Origin of the sequence: Photorhabdus hindustanensis (assembly GCF_002968995.1) — a bacterium.
In the GTDB taxonomy this organism is placed as follows: Bacteria; Pseudomonadota; Gammaproteobacteria; order Enterobacterales; family Enterobacteriaceae; genus Photorhabdus; species Photorhabdus akhurstii.
This window is the reverse complement of record NZ_PUWT01000137.1, coordinates 1-4,575: the sequence shown is the minus strand read 5'-3', so window position 1 is coordinate 4,575 and position 4,575 is coordinate 1. Positions and strand designations below refer to the sequence as shown.

At 57.5% G+C, this 4,575-nt stretch carries 1 pseudogene; it reads right to left on the bottom strand.

The annotated features are described in order from the left end of the window. Positions 1 to 683 precede the first annotated feature (683 nt). Positions 684 to 4,481 (bottom strand): annotated as a pseudogene (locus tag C6H66_RS24605) (hemagglutinin repeat-containing protein); the annotation flags it as partial. Positions 4,482 to 4,575: the final 94 nt, after the last annotated feature.

Sequence of the window (4,575 nt, the reverse complement as noted above, 5' to 3'; positions counted from 1 at the left end):
CGGCCATGTTGAGTATCCAATGCATAAAGATAACCATCTTTCCCTTTATAAACATCCCGATTATTTAGTTTAGTTAACCGATTATCTTTAATCATTCCATTTGATGAAATAACTTGGGCTGCCATTTGCTTGACTTGAGCTACACGTTCTCCTGGAGGGAGATTGTGTAAACTCTCTTCGAAGTGATTGACTTGTTGTCCATTAGGAAGTTTATCGGTATTTCCACTCTTTTCTTTTACTCCCTTCGCGCCAACCTTACTAATTCCACCGGCCACTCCCGCAGACGCCGCAATCCCCGTCTGCCCCATAATCTTCACGATTTCCTGGGTGGTTTCTTCTGAGCCGCCGGTGACTTGGGCACGATGGAGCACCAAATTCCGTGATGCGTCAATATTCGACATGGCACCGCGTAAATCTGCCCATTCCCGCACTTCTGCCGGTGTGAGGGAATCCAGTCCCTGCATTCTGGCTTTTTCCTGAATTTCACTCATCCGGGTGCTGTAATCACCTTGCAATGCCCGCAGCTCTTTGGCAACGGCAACGCACTGGTCAGCCCCTGAACACGTTGCTATCCGCTCCTGAACCTTGTCATACTCCTGCCGATATTTATCCCTGACAGTCGCACGACAACTGGTATCACCCTGACAATTAACCAGTTCCTCACTGCGTGATTGATTCTTCTCCACACTGAGGTGGTTGTTGTCTACCGCATTCTTTCCGGCCTGAGCCCCAGTGAGGGCACTGGCGGTGGAGTCACCAGCAATACCGCCTGCCAGTCCTGCCGCCAGGGTGGAAAGGGTGCTGATAGTCTGTTTCTGCTCCTCCGTTAACTCACTGATTTTGGCTCCATCACCGTAAAGCTGCTTAATCAGGACTTGAGCCGCCAGTTCCCCCGACGCCGCACCCGCGGCACCCGACAGGGCATTGTTACCGCTGACTTCGGCGGCCACTGCCCCCAGAATGGCATGGGCCAGCGTGTTGGTGGCGATATCCACCTGATGGGTTTTCGGGTCGGTGGTCAGCTCTTTTATCACTCCCGCCAGATACGGTGAAGCGCCCCCGGCCAGCGCCTGACCGAGATTGTTGCCCGCTAAGCCCTGAATCGCTGCCGTAGCCGCCTGTAGGGCTTTCTGATAGGTTCCGCCGGTCCCAAAGCCCGAGTCATTCAGCGCCTGTGTGTAAGCGGTGTCATAAACTTGCTTATTGATATCCGCCGCAGTCGGGTGTGGATTGCCGCTGTCGACCAGTTTTTTTCTGGCTGCCGCTTTGTCCGGCTCACTGATATGGTCCAGCTTCGCTTTCGCCGCTTTGGTGGCGATAATTTTCCCTTCCGTACTGGCTATCTCGGTCATCTGGGCGCTGACTTCGCCAATCAGTCGCGCCTGTTTCAGCCGTTGTTGCTCTTTTTCCTTGTCAAATATCGGACTGAGGACATTGGCGGCATTATCGGTATCGCGGCTGAGGGTCGCGACATCCTGTGTCTGGTGCGCTTTGTCCCGGATAATCAGGTTGCCGTCGCTGACGGCGGCGTGCGTGGTGGTGCTGTCATGGCCCTGGTTATGGGAACCGCTCAGCCCATTGACCGCCAGATTATTCAGGACCTGACCGGCGGTCGGTTGGCCGAGGCTGACGCCCGCGCTTTGCTGCTCAACAGTAAAATCCGCTTGATTGTGAATGTCCTTGAAGCCCAGCGTCCCGGTGTTCAGGGTGTTGTTGGCTTTATCGGCTTGACTCGCTATCACCGCGCCGTCCAGTTGGGTGTGGTCGCCGACGTTAACCTGATAGCCGCCTTTGCCGGCAAACAGCCCGGTCTGCTCCTGCACGCTGTCATAGTTGCTGTGGAGTTTATTGCGGCTGGCATTGAGGCTCGCGGTGCCGTTGGTGAGGGGGCCCACGGTGGCGCTGACGCCCGCGCTGGCATTCTGTTGTTTGCTGTCATAGCGCTGGCTGTCCTGCTCGCTGCTGAGGGTCAGATGACGTTTCACCTCGGCGGTAATCTGTTCGCCGCTGACCTGAGCGCCTTTTAGCGTCGTGTCCCGGCCACTGTTCAGCCCGACGGTCTGTCCCGCCTGTAACGTGGTGTTAGTGTGACTGACGCCGTTGCCGTTTTCACGGCCGTTGCCCCGACTGACATTGGCCGAGACGTTCAGGCCGGTGCCCCCCGGCCCCGCGGTCAGGCCCACACCTAGCGAGCTGCCGTGGCTGCTGTTTTTGCCGGTAGTCTGTTCGGTGTTCTGGCTGGAGGAGAGTTGAATATCCCGGTTAGCATGGAGTTGCAGGTCTTTACCCGCCTGTAACTGGCTGCCCTGAATGCGGATATCGCCATGCTGGCCTGATGCGTCTTTGCCATCCCCTTTGGCGGTTACGGTGAGGTTATCCCCGGCAGTGAGACGGCTGCCCTGTTGGGTGGTCTGGCGGTGCTGCTGTTCTGAACGGGAAGATTGACGCCCATAGGACAGGCTCACCCCGGCCAGATTATTATTGCCTTTGTCGTCACTGCCCTGAGCTGCCGCCAGTCGGCCAGCCTGCACGGCCTGTACCCCGCTCAGCGCGACTTTAGTATTTTGCAGCGCTTTCACTCGTGGGTCACTTTCAGTGCGGGCGGTTCTGGCGGTTTGCGCCGCGCTGTTAACGGCCCCGCCAGCGGCGCCACTCAGCGCCACAGTTAAGCCGCTCTGCTTTTGTTCGGTTTTTGTCGAGGCGTGATGGCGGTTTTCCGCGCCGGTGATATCGACCTGTTGACCGGTCAGCGTCAGGTCTTTACCGGCAATCACTTCGCTGCCGTGAACCCTGAGCTGTTCTCCGGCGTTGAGGGTCACGTTGCCCTGGCTGCTGCCGACCGTGCTGCCTTTACTCAGCTGGCTGTCACTGTCGGTGGTGACTTTCTGGCTGGCTTTGCCTAAGGTGAAGCCAATCCCCCCGGTCCCCATCAGGCCCGATTTTTTCTCCTGCCGCAAATGGGTTTCATCGTGCGCTTCCGCGGCGGTGGTGACGGAGAGCTGATGACCGGCGCTCAGGCTGACATCCTGCGTACCGGCGACATTACTGCCGCTGATATTTAAGTCTTTACCGGCCTGGAGATTGACCTTATCGCCACTGAATGTGGTGCTCAGGGCCTGCCGGTCATGCACTTCGTCGTGGGTTTCCACTGACGATTTCGACAGCCAGCCTTTGCTGGTTTGTTTACTGTGTTCCACTAAGTCTGAGGACGCGGTACCGGTGGTCAGCGTCAGGTTATTGCCGGCCTGCGCCGTCAGTTGTTGACCGGCGTTGACGTGGGCGGCGGTGGCGTTCAAATCCTGCCCGGCTTGCAGGGTCACCTCACCGGCACCGGTTATCTGGCTGCCGATATCCTGTTGTTGGGTCAGATGGCGATAGTTATCTTTCCCCCAATTCCCCTGCTCTGTACGGCGCGTGCTTAAGGCGTCCAGCGTCAGGTCATCGCCTGCGGTTATCTCGGTGTGACCGTCTTTACCGGCATTCTTGACATCACTGGCGGTTAATTGCACATTGTTGATGGCGCTCAGCGATAAGGTGCCTTTATCATTCTGCACATAGATGCCCGCTGGACGGTCTAACCAGCGGTTAGCCTCATCCCCGCGCACCGTCGATGCGCTGATGATATCCCGGCCTGTCAGGGTTACCCGGTCATCGCCCTGAATCCGGCCGCCCCGGTTGGTGAGCGTCTGCTGGGCCGTCAAATCCACTTTGCCGCCGCGAATAAAGCCGCTGTTGGTCAGATTGTTGGCCGTCAGTTGGGTAACGTCACGCCCGCTTATCGTGCCGCTGTTGGTGATATCGCCCTGACTGTTGAGCGCCACGGTATTCCCGGCGAGTAAACTGCCATCACTGCGCAGGTCGCCCTGACGGACACGCGCGTAAACCTGCGGCACGGTGACCACCTCGGTCGTGCCATCCGGCAAGGTGACGGTTTGGTTAGTCAGCCAGATAATGTCTGAGGTCAGCAACGCCATCTGTGCCGGGCTTAAGGCGACGCCCGGCGTTAATTGCTGCTGTTTGCCAAAAGCGACACCGGCATCCATCAGCGCTTTAAACTGCGCTTCGTCGTTGTTGTAACCGGGCAGATAGCGCTGACCGGTCAGTTGGGTGATTTGGTCGCGCACCAACCGCTGTTCGTAGAACCCATCGCCCAGGCGTTTGTGGACCAGCGCCGGGTCATGCGTTAACTGTTGCCGCATATAGTCAGAACCCAGCCACTGTTTATACTGGGTAAATTTCGGGTCGGTCTCCACCAGATAGTGGCTGTCGCTGCCCGGCTGCACGGTATACAGGCTGTTATCCGGCAGGCGAGTATCGGGGGTCACCACGCGTATCACCGGGTCGACAGTTTGTCCTTTGACGGTCTCCGGGGGCAAACTCAGTTCAAACGGCTGACCGGGCGGCAAGACCAGTGGCTGATTTTTGATACCGTTCACCGGCGCGACCGCCGTGGGGGCAGAATGTATCTGACCGGTTTGTCGGTATCGCATTATTCGTCGTCGCCAGTGCGTTGTGTACCTTGGCGACACAAGTTGAACAGCTGATTTTACTACGCGCATTACAGGCATTCGGCAG